Below are 16,393 nucleotides of genomic sequence, written 5' to 3'. Positions count from 1 at the left end.
GAACTGGGCAGGAAGGGCGGTGAGGCCCGAGCGGCGAACCGGAGCGGCGGGCCGAGTTTGCACGGAAGGCGACTGCTAAGCGGTGGGCTCAGCCCTAGCTCTCATCCGCCTTAGCGCTCCCAAACAGATTCACCACCTTGCCAGAGGAATCATTGGCAGCAGATCGCGCACCCTCTCTCAGCGAGGGGAAAGCCTTAATCTCAGCCTGATTCCCTGAGAGGAACCCGGCCGGCAACCCGCCCAACTGCTCGATCTCGCGAGTAGGCAGGGACAAGTCGTCGATTATTTGCTGCCGTGACTTGATGCCTTCTTGAATGAGAGCCTCAAAGCTTCTCCGCAGGATCTTGGGCTCCTCATGCTTCAGCACTGAATCCAAAGGCTCCTCGGTGCGCCAGCCCCTTCGATTATAATTGATGTACAGGCGCTGGGTTTCTTCCTTTTCCGTGATGCCGATGCTCTCGCACCGCATCACCATCATCGAAATCGAGACACGCCACCGCTCCTTAAGAGCAAGAAAGCCATCTAGGCTCGGGGTCCAAAGCTCGTCGGAGAACGCCTTCCCCGGAAGTAGGAAGGCGGCAGCGAACTTATGGGCCTGCTTCTCAATAAGCTTGAAATCTTCCTTCGAATTGATGCGCTTTCTATCCACGTCACGATGCAAAAGAAGGTGGCCGAGCTCGTGGGCTGCATCGAAGCGAGAGCGGACGGCGCTCGCCCGATCTTTGCCAAGAATCACAAACGGAATGCCGATCCTAGTCGACCATTGTGAGAATGCGTCCAGCGTCTCGGCGGCCATGTTAATGCGAGCAGTAATCGTGCCGCTATTTTCGAGTTCAAGCAGAAGGTCAGGAACCGGGTGCTGTCCGAATCCCCAAAACTGTCGAAGTTGATCGGCAGACCGCTCGATATCTTTAGTGGTCAGTTCTCTAAAATCGACGCTAGAAAATAGCTCCTCCGGAAAGTCTACCTTGGGAAACTCAAAATACTCCGTAAGGTAGCTGGTGATCTGCTTGCACCACTTGAGGCGCTGGAGACCGCGCTGGCGAGCGATTTTCGTCGCCGCTGCGTTAGACCTCCAGAAAATGGGAGCGTCGTCATCGGTCACCGGAGGCCTCAGGAAAAAGGAGCGTGGGAAACCGAGTTTCTGGCTGATCTGATCTAACACCTCAGGTCGCGGGCTCGTCCCGCTCTCATATTGAGAAACCGCCGTCGGGGTCACGTCGATCAATTCAGACAATGCGACCTTCGTCAGCCCGAGCGACTCTCGGGCTTCTGTCAGTCGGTCAGGTACAAACCCAGGGGTGCCTACAGTCATGCGGATTCCTTGCGGTCCTTCTTGTCCTGGTCTCGATCGCGCGGCTTCGGAGTTGCGATATCCCGCTGCGGTTGCGCGGCTGGCGCCGCGTTAAATGCGGCAACGATTTCCGGGACTGGGAGATTTACCTCCCACCGTTTGTAATCCTCCGACGGGACGCAGAAGTTCAGGAACTCGAGCCGCTGAAGCGCTTCGGTGAACGGTCGCCCTCGCGGACCATGAATGATGATCCCAGCGACCTTGCTGATCTCGAATATCGCGGGAGACACATCGCCGAGGGCGAACTGGGGGCGCCTCAGAAAGTCGTTCAGGCCGGCGTGCTGCTCTCGAAATTTCGCGGGGCGCGCAAAATCCTCCGGGCTTTGAACATAGGTCTGGATAATCGAAATCGCACCCACTCGTGCGACGGTGTAAATCCAATTGTTGACCGCGATCTTCTGATCTGATGACACCGCGCCAGCCTCAACTGCGGCATCGTGGAGGGCGCGCTCGCACAGATAAAAGCGCTCATCCAAGAGCTTCGCCTTCTTTTGATTAGGCAGGGGGCGGGGGTCGTTATCGACCGCTGCGAATGCCTCGCTGTAGGCCCAACGCTTTCGCTGTGTCAGCACCTGCCAGAAGGTCAAATTGGTCTCGCGGAGCAGCGTAGCAAGCACCTCTTGCTGGAGCAGCGGATCGGACACGATTACCCCTTCTCTCGTTGGACTGAAGTATGATGCACATTCTCCGTAGAAAAGTAAAGTGTCTTATTGCTTCCCATCATTCTGAGTGAGGCCATCTCGGGCGGAGTGACCGCAAGGGTGTCAAGTCAGGACTAGTGCGTTGCAGAATTGACTGCGGAAGCGCCGGGCCGTCATCGGTTCCGCCCTCGGGGCTCGCAAGGATCCACCACCCGGGTGCCATGGCGGTCGCGGCGACGTTCATCGCCTCGCCATTGTGGCGCTCGAACCGAGAACTAGGTTAGGTCAGTAACCCAAGCGGCTACTTCTTAGGTGGAGGAGGCGGTATTCTAGACGGGTCGGACTTTTGGCCGCCTCCATCGCGCCCAGGAAATTGGTTTGGAGTTGGCCTTGAAGGCGAGGGCGGAGAAGGCCGAGGAGTTGGGGGCGCAGGAGGCTTAGCCATTTCTAACTCCTTCCAAAAGCAATAATCCGACAGATGAAGACACTAATGCACTACCAAACAGAATGTAAGCTGTTCTACGGGCCCATTTAACGGCTCGCCGGCTCGACGGATGATCACGGGCCGAACTTTGCTTAGTATAGTATGACTCCGTAATTCGCGTCTGCGCTTCATAGGCAATTGCAGAGAAATGTTGCTCACTCATTGCAGCTACCAATGAAGCCATAAAAAGCAACAAGCCAGTATATACTAATGGTGATGAGGTCACCTGGGGCGTCGGTATGTCTATCGCAAATATAAGGCTCGGAATTGCAAGCAGGGCGGCTGATGAAACATTGGTTACCGTGGTAATTAAGCTATCCTGTCGAGCTTGCCTCTGTTGATTAAGAGTTGAGCATTCCGCAAGCATCCATTCGTAGCATCTTAATGAGTCGACGTGTGACAATGGATGATCTGAACTGCTCTCTTCATTCGGAGTAGGATATCCACTACTTCTCAATCGACGCAGCAGATATCCGACGGCAAGCGACACTATTATTGTTGCAGTCTTCCGCAGCATGATTGCTATATCTGGCTCGCCCAAGTCGTACTAGCGGCAACGTCTACTCCGCGGCCACCCCGGCCCGCGAGAACATATCGTCCCCGCCTTCGCCCTCCGGCACATCGTTCGCCGCATTGGCCTTCTGCCGGCGATCGAAATTGTCCCACACCTCGTTCCAGTTCCCCCGCGTCGCGGCCTTCGAATATTCGGTCGCGCGGGTCTCGAAGAAATTGGCATGCTCGACGCCGTTGAGGAGCGGCGCCAGCCAGGGGAGGGGGTGCTCGTCGATCATGTAGATCGGCGTGAATCCGAGCTGCCCCAGCCGCCAGTCGGCGATGTAGCGGATATATTTCTTGATCTCCTTGGGCGTCATGCCGGGCACCGGCCCCATCTCGAAGGCGAGGTCGATGAACGCGTCCTCGAGCCGTACGGTCTTCTGGCAGATGTCCATGATGTCGTCGCGGACCCCCTTGGTGAGGCAGTCGCGCTCGCGCACGAAGGCGTGGAACAGCCGGGTGATGCCCTCGCAATGCAGGCTCTCGTCGCGCACCGACCAGGAGACGATCTGGCCCATCCCTTTCATCTTGTTGAAGCGGGGGAAGTTCATCAGCATCGCGAAGCTCGCGAACAGCTGCAGCCCCTCGGTGAAGCCGCCGAACATGGCGAGCGTGCGCGCGATATCCTCGTCCGTGTCGACGCCGAACGTGGCGAGATAGTCGTGCTTGTCCTTCATCTCCTTATACTGGAGGAAGGACGAATATTCGCTCTCCGGCATGCCGATCGTGTCGAGCAGGTGGCTGTACGCCGCGATGTGCACCGTTTCCATGTTGGAGAAAGCGGTCAGCATCATCTTGATCTCGGTCGGCTTGAACACCCGGCCATATTTGTCGTGATAGCAATCCTGCACCTCGACGTCGGCCTGGGTGAAGAAGCGGAAGATCTGGGTCAGCAGGTTGCGCTCATGCTCGGTGAGCTTCTGCGCCCAGTCCCGGCAATCCTCGCCGAGCGGCACCTCCTCCGGCATCCAGTGGATCTGCTGCTGGCGCTTCCAGAAATCGAAAGCCCAGGGATATTCGAACGGCTTGTACTGCTTGCGGGCTTCCAAGAGGGGCATCTGACAAACTCCAAATCGACAAATTTGACTTCAGGCTCCCTCCCTAGTTGGGAGGGCATGGGTGCCGGCCTTTCAGGCCGGCCAGCGACTTCGTCGTGCACGCACGCTTCCGGTGTCCATGGGCCCGGTCACCGGATCGCGCCGATCAGGTCGAACCCGGTGGCCGCGAGCAGCAGGACCGGGACGAAGGCGGCCGCGCCCAGGACCGCCGACGCCATGCGAATCCACAGGGGATCTCGCGACATGAACGCCCAGGCGAAAAGATAGGCTCCCGCTGCCGCCGGTGCGAGGGGGCGGGCGCCTCCGACCGGCAGGAACTGGGCGAGCAGCGGCAAGAGCAAGGGCAGCACCGCGAGCACCGCTCCGGCAAACCGCTTCCACGGCACGTCCTTCGACATGGTGCCGCGCACAGCCAGCAGCAGCGCGGTCAGCGGAAAGACGAGGCTGGCGAGCGGATCGGCCATCAGTTCCGCTCCCGCACCCGGACGACCCGTTCGCGATAGACGACATGGCTCTTCCGCGCCCCGGCGCCGAACACGAAGATGCCGAGGAAATAGCCGAAATCGTACCAGCCGCCATTGTTGGGCACCGCGTAGATCGCGACGTCGTCCATGAACAAGGACAGCACCCAGGCGATCGGGAAGATGAAGCCGTGCCACAGGCCGAAGAGGAATCCGGGCGCTTCCGGCGCCACGCCGCTCTCGGCCTGGTTGGCGCAGGCGGCGAGCGTGAGAAGCGCGCCGGCCAGCGCCAGCGCAGCGAGGGTGCGGCGACGGTCCATCATTGCCCTCCCATCAGGGCGATGTCGCGCAGCGGCGTCAGCCAGCCTATGGCGGCGAAGACCAGAGCGGACGCTAGGGCATAGAAGGCCGCCCGCCTTGCCGTGCGGGCGCGAGCATATTGCGGCGTGCCCCGGCCATGGCCGGCATGACGCTGCGCGCTCGTCGCGAAGCCGGCCGCCGCGATCAGGTCGATCGCCGCCACCAGCAGCAGGATATGGCCGAGGGTGATCGTCGCAGGCACGTCGCTCTCTTCTCCTACAGGTCCAGCCAGCCCAGGCCGACCGAGATGAACACCGCCGAGCCGATCACGAACAGGCCGCCGGCCTGCTTGCGCTGGCCGAAGCCGCGCGTGCCGCGCGACAGGACGAGCAGGCCGACGCCGATGATGGCGAAGAGGATGCCGATGGCGAACTTGGTCGTGTCGACGATCGTCATTCTTCCATCCCCCTAGAAGCCGGCGGGAGCGGGCGCGCCGCGCTCCGTCTCCCGCCGGTCCCCCCACCTTCAGTCTCGTCGTCCGCCGCTCATCTCGCCCCTTCTTCGTCGGTTCGGATCAAGGACAAGCCGGAGTGCCGAGCCGGTGCCGATGACGGAATCATTGGCATGCGAGGCATTCGTCATAATCGGTGGTCTCGAGCGGAATCGCCTTCAGCTCCGGCGTATTGTCCGCCTCCACGCCGCCGGCGAAGCCGGCGCGCTGCACGCTCTTCGAGCGCAGATAGTAAAGCGATTTGATGCCGAGCTCCCACGCCCGGAAATGCAGCATCAGAAGGTCCCATTTGTCGACGTCGGCCGGGATGAACAGGTTCAGCGACTGGGCCTGGTCGATATAGGGCGTCCGGTCGGCGGCGAGCTCGAGCAGCCAGCGCTGGTCGATCTCGAAGCTGGTCTTGAACACGTCCTTCTCTTCCGGCGTCAGGAAATCGAGATGCTGGACAGATCCGCCGCGCTCGAGGATCGAGGACCAGACCCCCTCGCTATTCTTGGATTTCTCCTTGAGCAGCGCCTCCAGATGCGGATTGCGGATCGAGAAGGAGCCGGACAGCGTCTTGTGGGTGTAGACGTTGCCCGGGATCGGCTCGATGCAGGCGCTGGTGCCGCCGCAGATGATCGAGATCGAGGCGGTCGGGGCGATCGCCATCTTGCACGAGAAGCGCTCCATCACGCCCTGGTCGGCGGCGTCCGGGCACGGCCCGCGCTCGTGCGCGAGCATCATCGAGGCCTCGTCGACCTGCGCGCGGATATGCTTGAAGATCTTCAGGTTCCAGCTCTTCGCCATCGCCCCCTCGAACGGGATGCTGCGGGCCTGGAGGAAGGAGTGGAAGCCCATCACGCCGAGGCCGACGCTGCGCTCGCGCGACGCGCTATACTTGGCCCGCGCCATCTCCTCGGGGGCGCGGTCGATATAATCGGTCAGCACATTGTCGAGGAAGCGCATCACGTCCTCGATGAACAGCTTGTCGCCATTCCATTCGTCCCAGGTCTCGAGATTGAGGCTGGACAGGCAGCAGACCGCGGTGCGCTCGTTGCCGAACTGGTCGGTCCCGGTCGGCAGGGTGATTTCCGAGCACAGGTTCGACGTCGACACCTTGAGCCCGACGTCGCGCTGATGCTTGGGCATCGACCGGTTCACCTGGTCGATGAAGATGATGTAGGGCTCGCCGGTCGCGAGGCGAGTCTCGACCAGCTTCTGGAACAGCGCCCGCGCGTCGACGGTGGCGCGCTCCGTCCCGTCCTTCGGGCTGCGAAGCGTCCATTCGGCGCCGTCGCGCACCGCCTCCATGAAGGCGTCGGAGACGAGCACGCCATGGTGCAGGTTCAGCGCCTTGCGGTTGAAGTCGCCCGACGGCTTGCGGATCTCCAGGAACTCCTCGATCTCGGGATGCGAGACGTCGAGATAGCAGGCGGCCGATCCGCGCCGCAGCGATCCCTGGCTGATCGCCAGCGTCAGCGAATCCATCACCCGCACGAACGGAATGATCCCGCTGGTCTTCCCGTTGAGTCCGACCGCCTCGCCGATGCCGCGGACATTGCCCCAATAGGTGCCGATTCCGCCGCCACGCGCCGCCAGCCAGACATTCTCGTTCCAGGTGCCGACGATGCCCTCCAGGCTGTCGTTCACCGAGTTGAGATAGCAGGAGATCGGAAGGCCGCGCCCGGTGCCGCCGTTCGACAATACCGGCGTCGCCGGCATGAACCACAATTTCGAGATATAGTCGTAGAGCCGCTGCGCATGGCCGGCATCGTCGGCATAGGCCGAGGCGACTCGGGCGAACAGGTCCTGATAATTCTCGCCGGGCAGCAGGTAGCGGTCGCGAAGCGTGTCCTTGCCGAACTCGGTCAGCAGCGAGTCGCGGCTGAGGTCGAGCTCGACCTCATAGGCGCGCGGCTGCACCGACTTCGAATCGGGCGCCTTCGCTTTCTCGGCGGCGCCCGCTTTCTTCGGGGGCGCATCCGTGACGGTCTCGGTCACGTCGATCGCGCTCACTTCGTTGCTGCCGGACAAGTCCATCACTCTACCCCTCGTTCACAAAACGTTCCAGTGGGCGATACGCCCATCTTAGGCCATCGGGAAGGGGAGCGGTGGGCTAATCCGGGCTTGTCCCCGATATCCACAAGGGACGAGCGGGCCTGTCCGGCGGTTCGGGCCGCCGGCAGGCGATTCCACAACTCTTAGCGTCTCCCCCTGCGAAGCGCCACTACCCATTGTGCCCAATCTGGATTCGGACACAAGAGGTAAATGCCCTTTAACCGACTCGATTCGTCGCATCGGCGCATTTCCGCTGTGTTTACAGGCACGCAACGATTCTACCCCGTCCGATGGTCGGTCGCCTGGCTCGTGCGCTGCCACGTCGCCTCTCCCGGAGCGAATCCTCAACGGCGTCGACCGGACCCGAAGTACAGGGCCCGTCGCTCCGGCCAGCGACTCGCAAAAGCCGGCCATGTACCGCCTTGTTCTTGATTTGTTCACAAAGATCTGGTAAACCTCTCCCGGCTCTTTCACATAGTCGATCCGGTGGTTCGTCCACGCTCGCGTGAGACGGCGCGTAGCAGGCGCTCGCCCGATGAGGCGAGGCCCAAGCGTGGCGGCGGCCCCGATTGCGGCAAGGCACCGGGCATGAGGACCGCAACGTTACGGGGCCGCTGTCGAGCCGTCCTTCGAGGCCGGGCGGCCTCGCGCGCGTGGCAAGTGTCAATTTCGTCAATTTCACCCGCTGCGCCGAAGAACGGAAACGGTGCATTGTGGCGCGAGCTCGGCGAACCTCCGAAGCTCCCCTAGAACCCCCGGCCTGTCAGCCCTTCTCCGCCAGCGCCTCCTCATAGGCTTGGCGAAGCCGCGCCAGCACGCTGGGGCCCTTGGCCGGGACGCCGAGGTGGAGCGTCCGAAGCTCGTCCATGAAAGCGTCCCACAGAGCCGGCCCGCCTTCCTCGAGCAGTTCCTGCCGCACCGACATCTCGCGGCTCACCGGCAGGTGGCGGCGTCCCCAGGCACCCATCTGGACCAGCAGGGGGACGAGCTGAATCGCCTTTTCGGTGAGGCTGTAGATCGCCTTCTGCTTGTGGCTCGGATCCTCCGCCCGGCTGAGCAGGTCCGCTTCGACCAGCCGCTTCAGCCGGTCGGCGAGGATGTTCGAGGCGATCCCCTCGTCCGAGGCCCCATGCAGCTCCCGGAAGTGGCGTCGGTTTCCGAACATGATGTCGCGGATGACGATCAGGCTCCATCGGTCGCCGAGTGTCTCCAGCGTGAGGTTGATCGGGCATCCCGAGCGCTGCGCTGTCATGTTCTGCACCTTCATCCTGAAAAAACTGCTTGCAATGTAAGATCGGTCTGGCTATTCCGCAACCAGTTGCAAAGTGCAAGCAGATAGGAGCATCCCATGTCCAGACTTCGAGTCGAAAGCTTCAGCATCTCGGCCGACGGCTACGGCGCCGGTCCCGACCAGAGCCTCGAGAACCCGCTCGGCCGCGGCGGGGAATCGCTGCACGACTGGATGGTGCCGACCCGCACCTTCCAGCAGATGGGCGGCAAGAGCGGCACGACGGGCATCGACGACGAAATGGTCGCGCGCGGCTTCGACAATGTCGGCGCCTGGATCCTCGGCCGCAACATGTTCGGCCCCGTTCGCGACGCCTGGCCCGACCAGTCGTGGAAGGGCTGGTGGGGGGACAATCCGCCATATCATGTGCCGGTCTTCGTCCTCACGCACCATGAGCGGCCGCCGCTCGAGATGGAGGGCGGAACGACCTTTCATTTCGTCACCGGCGGGATCGAGGCGGCACTCGACCAAGCCAAAGCGGCGGCGAACGGCAAGGACGTGCGCGTGGGCGGCGGCGCCGCGACCATCCGCCAATATCTCGAGGCGAAGCTGATCGATTCGATGCACTTCGCCATCGCCCCGGTCCTGCTTGGCTCCGGCGAGCCGCTGTTCGCCGGCCTGAATCTGCCCGCCTTGGGCTATCGGGTCGTCGAGCAGGTCGCGTCGGACAAGGCCACGCACGTCATCGTGGCACGGGGCGAGTGAGCGTGGCCCCGGACGAGATGAAGCGGGTGATCCCCGGCTATTACGCCGCCTGGGCGCGGGCGGACCGCGCCGCGGTGGAGGCCTATGTCGGCGACCCGTTCAGCTTCACCAGCCCCTATGACGACCATATCGACCGCGACGAATATTTCCGCCGCTGCTGGCCGAATGCCGGCGGGCAGGAAAGCTTCGACGTCCAGCACGTGCTGCCCGACGGCCGCGACGGAGCCCTTGTCCTTTACGAGGCCGTGATGAAGAACGGAAAGCGTATCCGGAACGTCGAGCATATGCGCTTCGCCGGCGATCGCCTGCGCTCGGTCGAGGTCTTCTTCGGGCTCGGCCCCGGCGAAGCCGTCACCACCCCCGACAGATGGTAAGGAACGACCAATGGCCCTGAAGCTCCACGCCCACCCGCTCTCCTCTTATTGCTGGAAGGCGCTCATCGCCCTTTACGAGAACGAAACCCCGTTCACCTTCCACGAGCTCAACCCGATGGATCCCGAAGCCCATGCCGCCTTCGCGGCCCTGTGGCCGCTCGCCAAGATGCCTGTCCTCGAGGATGGCGGCCGCGTCGTTGCCGAGACTTCGATCATCATCGAGCATCTGGGGCTCCACCATCCCGGCCCGGTCCGGCTGATTCCGGAGGATCCCGACGCCGCGCTCGAGGTGCGGCTGCTCGACCGCATCTTCGACAATTATATGATGACCCCGATGCAGCGCATCGTCTTCGAGCGCTTTCGCGCCGATGGGCATCGCGATCCGGGCGCGGTCGAATCCGCCCACGCTCTCATCGCCACCGCCCGCGGCTTGCTGGAAGAGCGGCTCGACGGCCGGACCTGGGCCGCCGGCGAGGATTTCAGCCTCGCCGACTGCGCAGCGGCGCCGTCGCTCCATTATGCCGAAAAGGTCCAGCCCTCGGACGGCCGCTTCCCCACCCTCGCCGCCTATCTGGAACGCCTCGAATCGCGCCCCTCCTTCGCCCGCGTGCTGAAGGAAGCCGAGCCCTATGCGCACATGTTCCCGGCCGAGGACTGAACGGGCAATCTGGGCAGTCGACGGCGGTTCTGAATCGTCCTCCGACGGAGGCGGATTGAGTGGGAGGCGGCATGGCCGCCGAGCCGCGCCCGCGCCGCCGTCCAGCTTCCCGACTCGGCGCCCGGCCGCGCGGGCGGACGCAGCTACCACGCCCGAAAAAAGTTGGGGCCGGCACCCTCATGGAGGATGCCGGCCCCTCCCTCGATACGCGACACGAGGGAACTAGGGAGGACTGGAGCCGGCGAAGATACGCGACCGCCGGGCTCGAACGTCCCTATGCCCCCAGGCGATTGAGCCGGTCCTGAATGAGTCCGTTATTCGCGGTTCATGGAAGCTGACTCTCCAGGAAAGTTGGCCTCGTTGATCGTCGTTCGGCCCGAAGAAGCTCCTCGTTGTTAGCTCAAGCTAGAGGACCTCACTTCGCGCGCCCGAAAAGCGCAGCGCCAATGATGGTCGGCCTAGGCTGCCAGCCTCAGGAACGGCACCGGAGCGGTCGGGCGCAGCACGATCGGCCGGCCGTGGCCTGCTTCGAATAGCTCGCCGTCGAGCAAGACGCTGGAGCCGCTCCCCTCGATCCTGATCTCCTCGCCGCGCTCGATATGCACGCCGTCGAGGCTGATCCGGCCGAGCCGGCCGCGGATCGAGGCGACCAGCGCCCGGATCAAAGCGGGAAGGTTCCGCTCGATCACGAGGAGCTGCATCGATCCGACACTCTGCCCCGCACCCGGCATGTGGCTGCTGAACAGCAGCCGCTGCAGGGTCGTTACCATGAGGAAGGCGAAGCTGCCCTGCAGCACGCCGCTGCGGGTCACCGACACGGTGATCGGGCGCGGCGGCATCGGCAGGAAGCGCGCCGGCCGGCCGACCAGGATCGCGATCAGCCCGAGCAGCAAGGCGAGCGCATGCGCCACCGCGTTTGGCAGCCCGAGAGGATAGATCTTGTGGCGGCAGTAGAGCATCGTGTCGGCGAGGCCGGCGCCGCCGAGGAACATGCCGAGCACCGGGCGCCGGGCGGGATCGCCATCGGTCAGCGAGATCAGCTCGCGCGAGACGATGTGCGGCTCGAGGTCGGAGCGGGCGAGTTCGAGCACCCGCTCGAGCGCCGCGATGGGATCGCCGTCGGCGCCGAGATCGTGGGCGATCAGGTTGGTCTTGCCGTTGGCCAGCACCGCGACCGGCGGCGGCGTCTCGAAATGGCCGCCATGGTAGAGCTCGGTGAGCGCCGCCTGGACGGTGCCGTCGCCGCCATTGACCACGAGCACGCGCGGCTTCACCCGCGCGATCGACCTCAGCGCCGCGCTGATCTGATCGACGTGCTCTACTTCGTAGTGGAAGATTTCCTCGTGGCGGGCGCAAAAGCGCCGCACTCTCGGCAGCATGGACTGATTGCCGGTCGAGCGGGGATTGGAAAGGAGCGCGACCAGCGCCATGGTTGGTGACCCTTATCCGTTGACGGGCCGGACCGAGAGGCCGAACCGATAGTTCAGCACCACGTTCACGTTCTGGACGCCGCCGCCCACGTTGAAGGCGACATTGCCGTAGTTCGGCCGCAAATTGGTGAGCGAGATGTTCGGATTGCGCGAGAAGCCGCCGCCGTCGTTCCAGCTGTTGCGGCCGTTGCCGTCGACGTCGTGCCGAACCGCCACCGCATAGCGGCCGGCGCGCGGCACCGACACGCAGATCGGCATCGCCCCGCGGCGGGTCACTGGCAGGTTGATCTGCCGGATATATTGACCCCGCTCGAGGAACTTGGCCGGATCGCTGCCATAGACGTTGACCCGGATATTACCGGTTCGAGCCTTGAAGCCGTCGACGTTGACGAGGATGGCGGGGCCGTCGCCGGAGCGGCACGCGGCCGCATCCGGGCCGAGGGCCGCCTGGGCGGGCGCAGCCTGCGCCGCCAGAGCGAGGCCCAGGGCCGCCGCAGCCTTTGCCGTCAGTTTCAGCATGACCATGAAACTCCTGGAAGCTATGGAGCCAGCCGCAGACACGGCTGGCTGGTTGTATCGAGCCCCCATGCATGCCAGATCGTCCAAGCTTGCGGCCAAAATGTGGTCATGGAGCGTCGAAAAATTGAGTGTTGCGACCCAGATCGATCGCTATCTCGCGAAGCTGATCTTCGTTCCGCTGATGGGCACGCTCATTCTGGCGGCCATGCTCCTGCTGCTCGAGAAGATGCTGCGGCTGTTCGATTTCGTCGTCAGCGAGGGCGGGCCGGTCAACGTCGTGTGGCGGCTGCTGGCCAACACCATCCCGCAATATCTCGGCCTCGGCATCCCGATCGGCCTGCTGCTCGGTATCCTGCTGGCCTTCCGCCGGCTGGCCTTGTCGTCGGAGCTCGACTCGCTGCGCGCCATCGGCCTCGGCTACGGAAGGCTGCTGCGGGTGCCCTACATCTATACCGGCGTCCTGCTCGGCCTAAATCTGATGATCGTGGGTTTCATCCAGCCTTATTCCGAATATGCCTATGAGGGGCTGGAATTCGATCTGAGGTCGGGCGCCCTCGGCGCATCGATCAGGGTGGGTGAGTTCACCAGTCTCGGCCGGCGGACGACCTTGCGGGTCGAACGGAGCGAGGATGGCGGTACCGACCTGCACGGCGTGTTCCTGCGGGTCGAGAGCCGCGACGGGAAAACCCTCGCCGTCACCGCCGACCGCGGCACCTTCCTCGCCACCGACGATCCAAACACCATTCTGCTGCGCCTCGCCAACGGGCGGCTGGTCCATGACGCACCGGGCTACCGGACGCCCCGCGTGCTGAGCTTCGTCCGGCACGATCTGCCGATCAGCCTTCCGGCGATCGACCAGTTCCGCGGCCGCGGCAACGGCACCGAGGAGCTCACCTTGCCCGAGCTGGTCCGAATCGCCCGCAATCAGGCGGCGCCGCAGGATCGTCGCAACGCGATCCGGGCCAATTTCCACTTCCGCATCGTGGAGGTGGTGATGATTCTGCTGCTGCCTTTGCTGGCGGTCGCCCTGGCGGTGCCACCCAAGCGCAGCACGTCCGGCCTCGGCATCTTCCTCGCGATCGTGATGGTGGTGACCTATCACAAGGTTAATCAATATGCGGAGGAGATGGGGGCGCTCGGCCGGATGGACCCGCTCATCGCCTTGTGGGTCCCGTTCCTCCTCTTCGCGGCGCTCATCGTCTGGATGTACTGGACCCTGGCGCAGAAGCCGGGGGGCCAGCCGATCGGCGCGCTCGAGCGAGCCTTCGGCAAGGCCGCCGGCCTGATCGGCCGCATCGTTCGTCGTGGCCGCGGCATCCGTCGGATCGGGGATGCCCGCACGGCATGATCAACCTCCAATTCTTTCCGTCGCGGAAGATCGCCGCCTACATGGTGCGTTTGTTCTTCCTGCGCAGCCTGTCCGTGCTGCTCGCGCTCGTCCTCATCCTGATGACCCTGGACCTGCTCGGCAACAGCGGCGAGATCCTTGCCCATGCGGGCAATGGCGAGGCCGAGCTTTGGCGCTATGTCGGCTTGCGCGTTCCCCAGCTCGTCGCTCGATTCCTGCCCTTTTCGGTGCTGCTCGGCACCCTGATCACCCTGGTGACGCTCAATCAGAATAGCGAGATCGTGACGATGAAGGCGGTGGGGATCTCGGCCCACCAGATCGTCGCCCCGCTGGTGCTCGCCGGCTTGCTCATCGCAGTGGCCAATTTCGCCTTCAACGAGCGGATCGTCACCCGCGCCAACGCCGCTTTGTCGGCCTGGGAAGCGGTGGATTACGGTCCGGTCCCGGCGTCGACCGATATTCAGAGCAATGTTCGAGTCCAGCATGGCGAGGATCTTATCTTCGTCGATCAGGTCGTCGGCGCGGGCGAGCAGACCCGGCTCTCCGGGATCACCATCTACGATCGCACCGGCGGAACCCTGCGACGGATCCTCGAAGCCGAAACCGGCGCCCGGAACGCGGGGGGCTGGCAGCTGCGGGGCGCCCGCATGTTCACGGTCGAAAGCGGCCAGCTCTCGCAGATGGAGAGCGTCCAGCTCGGCGCCTCGCTTCGGCCCGAGCAGTTCACCCTCGCAGCGGTCGATCCCGACGAGCAGGATTTCTGGGAACTGCGCGAATCCATCGGCGCGGTCGCCGCCGCCGGCCGGCCGACGGCGACGCTGGAGGCGAGCCTCTGGCACAAGCTTTCCGGCCCCCTGTCGACGGTGCTGATGCCGTTGCTTGCCGCCACGGCCGCCTTCGGGCTTGCCCGCTCCGGCCAGCTCTTCTTCCGCGCGGTGGTCGGCATGGCCCTCGGCTTCGCTTATTTCGTCGCTGACAATTTCGCGCTGGCGATGGGCAATTTCGGTGCCTATCCGCCCTTTCTCGCCGCTTGGGGTCCGTTCCTCCTCTTCCTGCTCGTCGGCGAGGCCGTACTGATCCGGACCGAAGAGTGAGCCCGGAGAGGGGGGAGCCGGCCTTGCCTGACGACCCCGGGGCGGCCGCCCCCGCCGTCACCCGCGGCGAGGTCGCGCGCGGCGCGGGCCTTGCCGGCCTGTCTCGCGCCGGCGCGCTGATCGAGGCGCTCGCCCAGCCGCTCTACATCTGGATGTTCGGCCTCGCCGGCTACGGCATCTACGTCGCTTTGTGGGGCGCGGTCAGCCTGCTCACCAACCTGCTCGACCTGTCGATGACCAGCGCGCTCCAGCGGGTGGTTCCGACTCGTGAGAGCGAGGCGCTCGCCCATGGTGCCGTGAAGCTGGCCCTGCTCGCCACGGTGCTCCCGGCAACGGCCGTCGCCGCCGTCGTCTCGCTGAACGCCGAGGCGATCGCGCCCATCTTCTCGGCCGCGCCCGCCGACGCTGCCCGGCTGCCGACGGCCATCGCCTTGTTCATCTGGGCGCTTCCGCTCTGGACCTTCATCGAGGTCGCCACCTCTGCCGTCCGCGCGCGCCGCGCCTTCGGGCCGGAGATCCGCCTGCGCATCTTCTGGGAGCAGCTCGCCCGCCTGGCCTTCGCCGCAGGCTTCTTCGCCATGGGCTTCCAGAGTATTGGACTGATGGCGGCCCATCTGAGTTCCCTCTTCGTCACCGCTCTGCTGTGCCTGCCGCTCCTCGCCCGCTATTACGATGTCCGCACCCTGCTGCACGCGCCGTTGCCCCGCGCTCTCGCCTTGGAGCTGATCGGCTCCGGAATGGCCTTGCTCCCCGCAAACCTGTCGCGGCGGATGCTGATCGATGCGCCGCCCTTGCTGATCAACTTCATGCTCCCGGGCGCGCGCGGCGCCGCCGCATCGGGCATCTTCGAGATTGCGCGCAAGCTCTCGACCGTTCCCTACATCGTCCGCCAGGCCTTCCAATATGTGCTGGGGCCGCTCTCCTCGGCACAGGCCCATGCGGACCGGGCCGCGATCGCGCCGCTCTATGAATTTGCCAGCCGCGTCTCGACCGCCTTGGTCATCCCGCTCGCCGGGCTTCTTGTGTTTACCGGCGCCGACGTGCTCAGTGTCTACCGCCGCGAGGCGATGGCTGCCCTCCCTCTGCTGGCCCTGCTCAGCGCGGCGCGGGCGGCGGAGGCGATCGTCGGGCCGGCGGCGACGATCGTCGAGATGACCGGGCATCGCGCCCTGCCGCTCCTCAACAGCCTGCTCGCCTTCCTGATCTGGATCGTGCTGGCCCTGTGGCTGACTCCCTCGCTCGGCGCCATGGGGATGGCGATCGCCGTCTCGGCCGCCGTCCTCGCCTCGACCTGGGCCGCCGCGGTCGAGCTCCGGGTCAGCGACGGCCTGTCACCCTTCGGCCGCAAGCTGTTCCAGGGGCTCGCCGTCGCGCTCGTCGGAGTGGCGGCGATGGCCCTCGTCGAGCACTTCACCGGCGGTCCGTTGCGCTTCGCGCTCAACCTCGCAATTTGGGCGGCCACCAGCTGGCTGGCGTTGCGCTACGGCCTCACCCGCGAGGAGCGGCTTGCCCTGGGCGGTGTCGCCCGCAGGCTCCGGCTGGTCTGACCCTGGTCCGCCGCTTAGGTAGAGCC

Annotated in this window: 17 protein-coding genes; 6 read left to right on the top strand and 11 right to left on the bottom strand. The window is 64.3% G+C overall.

The window, feature by feature from the left end; genetic code table 11:
• Positions 1–94: 94 nt before the first annotated feature.
• The 9 genes from EKM57_RS15405 to EKM57_RS15365 all read right to left on the bottom strand — a co-directional run bounded on the left by EKM57_RS15405 (position 95) and on the right by EKM57_RS15365 (position 8,656).
• Positions 95–1,315, bottom strand: coding sequence for an ImmA/IrrE family metallo-endopeptidase (locus tag EKM57_RS15405; RefSeq protein WP_129793400.1), 1,221 nt, complete (start codon positions 1,313–1,315; stop codon positions 95–97).
• Entirely contained in the window at positions 1,312–1,998 is a 687-nt protein-coding gene (locus EKM57_RS15400) for a hypothetical protein (protein WP_129793399.1), read from the bottom strand. The genes EKM57_RS15405 and EKM57_RS15400 overlap by 4 nt, the downstream gene beginning before the upstream one ends.
• Before the next feature lie 1,041 nt (positions 1,999–3,039).
• Positions 3,040–4,092 carry a ribonucleotide-diphosphate reductase subunit beta gene (locus tag EKM57_RS15395; protein WP_129793398.1) on the bottom strand — a complete coding sequence of 351 codons (1,053 nt, stop codon included), beginning with the start codon at positions 4,090–4,092 and terminating at the stop codon, positions 3,040–3,042.
• 128 nt (positions 4,093–4,220) lie between these two features.
• Complete coding sequence (locus EKM57_RS15390) at positions 4,221–4,556, bottom strand: hypothetical protein (protein WP_129793397.1); 336 nt, start codon at positions 4,554–4,556, stop codon at positions 4,221–4,223.
• Complete coding sequence (locus tag EKM57_RS15385) at positions 4,556–4,873, bottom strand: hypothetical protein (protein WP_129793478.1); 318 nt, start codon at positions 4,871–4,873, stop codon at positions 4,556–4,558. The genes EKM57_RS15390 and EKM57_RS15385 overlap by 1 nt, the downstream gene beginning before the upstream one ends.
• Positions 4,873–5,115 carry a hypothetical protein gene (locus EKM57_RS15380; RefSeq protein WP_129793396.1) on the bottom strand — a complete coding sequence of 81 codons (243 nt, stop codon included), beginning with the start codon at positions 5,113–5,115 and terminating at the stop codon, positions 4,873–4,875. Before EKM57_RS15380 ends, EKM57_RS15385 begins: the two co-directional genes overlap by 1 nt.
• Before the next feature lie 14 nt (positions 5,116–5,129).
• On the bottom strand, positions 5,130–5,309 hold the full coding sequence (locus EKM57_RS15375) for a hypothetical protein (RefSeq protein WP_129793395.1): 180 nt from the start codon (positions 5,307–5,309) through the stop codon (positions 5,130–5,132).
• Between the two features lie 160 nt (positions 5,310–5,469).
• The gene (locus EKM57_RS15370) at positions 5,470–7,386 is read right to left on the bottom strand and encodes a ribonucleoside-diphosphate reductase subunit alpha (RefSeq protein ID WP_129793477.1); all 1,917 of its coding nucleotides are present in this window, start codon (positions 7,384–7,386) and stop codon (positions 5,470–5,472) included.
• Positions 7,387–8,167: 781 nt separating this feature from the next.
• Positions 8,168–8,656: a helix-turn-helix domain-containing protein gene (locus EKM57_RS15365; protein ID WP_129793394.1), complete on the bottom strand. Its 489-nt coding sequence runs from the start codon at positions 8,654–8,656 to the stop codon at positions 8,168–8,170.
• A gap of 96 nt (positions 8,657–8,752) precedes the next feature.
• On the opposite strand from EKM57_RS15365, the gene EKM57_RS15360 reads away from it, so the two are divergent.
• The 3 genes from EKM57_RS15360 to EKM57_RS15350 are packed head-to-tail and all read left to right on the top strand — an operon-like array spanning position 8,753 to position 10,429.
• Positions 8,753–9,397 (top strand): dihydrofolate reductase family protein, encoded by a 645-nt coding sequence (locus tag EKM57_RS15360; RefSeq protein WP_129793393.1) that lies wholly within the window; start codon positions 8,753–8,755, stop codon positions 9,395–9,397.
• Positions 9,394–9,771 (top strand): nuclear transport factor 2 family protein, encoded by a 378-nt coding sequence (locus tag EKM57_RS15355; RefSeq protein WP_206185459.1) that lies wholly within the window; start codon positions 9,394–9,396, stop codon positions 9,769–9,771. Before EKM57_RS15360 ends, EKM57_RS15355 begins: the two co-directional genes overlap by 4 nt.
• A gap of 16 nt (positions 9,772–9,787) precedes the next feature.
• Positions 9,788–10,429: a glutathione S-transferase family protein gene (locus tag EKM57_RS15350; protein ID WP_129793475.1), complete on the top strand. Its 642-nt coding sequence runs from the start codon at positions 9,788–9,790 to the stop codon at positions 10,427–10,429.
• Positions 10,430–10,887: 458 nt separating this feature from the next.
• On the opposite strand, the gene EKM57_RS15345 is transcribed toward EKM57_RS15350, so the two are convergent.
• Both EKM57_RS15345 and EKM57_RS15340 read right to left on the bottom strand, forming a co-directional pair.
• The gene (locus EKM57_RS15345) at positions 10,888–11,859 is read right to left on the bottom strand and encodes a diacylglycerol kinase family protein (protein WP_129793392.1); all 972 of its coding nucleotides are present in this window, start codon (positions 11,857–11,859) and stop codon (positions 10,888–10,890) included.
• 12 nt (positions 11,860–11,871) lie between these two features.
• A complete protein-coding gene (locus EKM57_RS15340; RefSeq protein WP_243451069.1) occupies positions 11,872–12,384 on the bottom strand; it encodes a DUF2141 domain-containing protein in 513 nt (170 codons plus the stop codon).
• Positions 12,385–12,502: 118 nt separating this feature from the next.
• Between EKM57_RS15340 and lptF the strand changes: the two genes are divergently transcribed.
• From lptF to EKM57_RS15325, 3 genes are read left to right on the top strand one after another with little or no spacing between them, the layout of a single operon-like run.
• Complete coding sequence (gene lptF, locus EKM57_RS15335; protein ID WP_256386901.1) at positions 12,503–13,726, top strand: LPS export ABC transporter permease LptF; 1,224 nt, start codon at positions 12,503–12,505, stop codon at positions 13,724–13,726.
• Positions 13,726–14,820, top strand: coding sequence for an LPS export ABC transporter permease LptG (lptG, locus tag EKM57_RS15330; protein WP_129793472.1), 1,095 nt, complete (start codon positions 13,726–13,728; stop codon positions 14,818–14,820). Before lptF ends, lptG begins: the two co-directional genes overlap by 1 nt.
• 23 nt (positions 14,821–14,843) lie before the next feature.
• Positions 14,844–16,367, top strand: a complete 1,524-nt coding sequence (locus EKM57_RS15325; protein ID WP_129793391.1) for a lipopolysaccharide biosynthesis protein — start codon at positions 14,844–14,846, stop codon at positions 16,365–16,367.
• The last annotated feature ends 26 nt before the right edge of the window (positions 16,368–16,393 follow it).

The organism is Sphingosinicella sp. CPCC 101087 (genome assembly GCF_004151485.1).
In the GTDB taxonomy this organism is placed as follows: Bacteria; Pseudomonadota; Alphaproteobacteria; order Sphingomonadales; family Sphingomonadaceae; genus Allosphingosinicella.
The sequence above is the reverse complement of the archived record's forward strand: the minus strand, read 5'-3'. Positions and strand labels throughout refer to the sequence as shown.